The sequence below is a fragment of the Corallococcus sp. 4LFB genome (genome assembly GCF_046520365.1).
Classification (GTDB): domain Bacteria; phylum Myxococcota; class Myxococcia; order Myxococcales; family Myxococcaceae; genus Corallococcus; species Corallococcus caeni.
Genome location: NZ_JBKGHJ010001082.1, coordinates 1 through 989 on the forward strand (window position 1 = coordinate 1; position 989 = coordinate 989).

Annotated in this window: 1 protein-coding gene; it reads left to right on the top strand. The window is 75.3% G+C overall.

Features of this window, described 5'->3' with window-relative positions:
• On the top strand, positions 1–989 hold a 989-nt coding region (locus tag ACLEQD_RS44205), incomplete at both ends, for a tetratricopeptide repeat protein (protein WP_410391902.1).

The window sequence follows — 989 nt, forward strand, 5'->3', positions numbered from 1 at the left end:
CGTGGACGCTGGCGGTGCGCGTGACGGGGGAGCGGCTGGACCACTACGCCCAGGGACAGCAGGCCGCGGAGCGCGCCAGCGCCGCGGTGGAGCGGCTGGGCGGCAGCAGGGAGCTGGCCGGCGCGCTCGCGATGAACCTGGGCCGGCTGCTGTCGCGCCAGGGCCGCTACCCGGAGGCCCACGAGCAGCTCACCCGCGCCCTGTCCTTCCTGGAGAAGCGCTTCGGCCCGGAGGCCCTGGAGGTCGCGGACGTGCGCGTGGAGCTGGGCACCGTGCGCCGCTCGCAGGGGCGCGCGGAGGAGGCCCTGGGCCTGTACGAGCGCGCCCTGGGCACCGTGCGCGGAGCGCTGGGGCCTGACCACCCGGACGTGGCGCGCATCCGGCTGGAGCAGGCCAGCGTGCGCTGGCAGCAGGGCGACTTCGTGCAGTCGGAGCGGCTGGCCCGGGGCGCGCTGGCGCTGCTGGAGCGCTCGCTGGGACAGGACCACCCGCAGGTGGCGGACGCGCTCAACAGCCTGGCGCTGGCGCTGCAATACCAGGGCAAGCGCGAGGAGGCGCTGCCCCTCTACGAGCGCGCGCTGCACATCGCGGAGACGAAGGAGGGGCGCGACAGCTCCACCGTGGCCATCATCGTCAACAACATCGGCACGCTGCTGGTGCACCTGGGCAGGCTGGAGGAGGCCACCCAGCGCTTCGCCACGGCGCTGGAGCAGGTGGAGAAGAGCCTGGGCCCGGACCACCCCACGCTGGCGCTGGTGCTCCGGGGCATGGGCCAGACGCTCAGCTACCGCAACCAGCCGGAGCAGGCCCTGCCGTACTTCCAGCGCGCCGCCGCGCTCCAGACGTCCCTGCCGGACGACGTGAACGGCGGCTGGACGGGGGCCCTGGTGGACCTGGGGCGCACGTACATGGTGCTGGGCCGCCCGCGCGAGGCGCTGGCCCCGCTGGAGAAGGCCGTCGAGGGCTGGGAGCGCGCCCGGCCCCGTCCG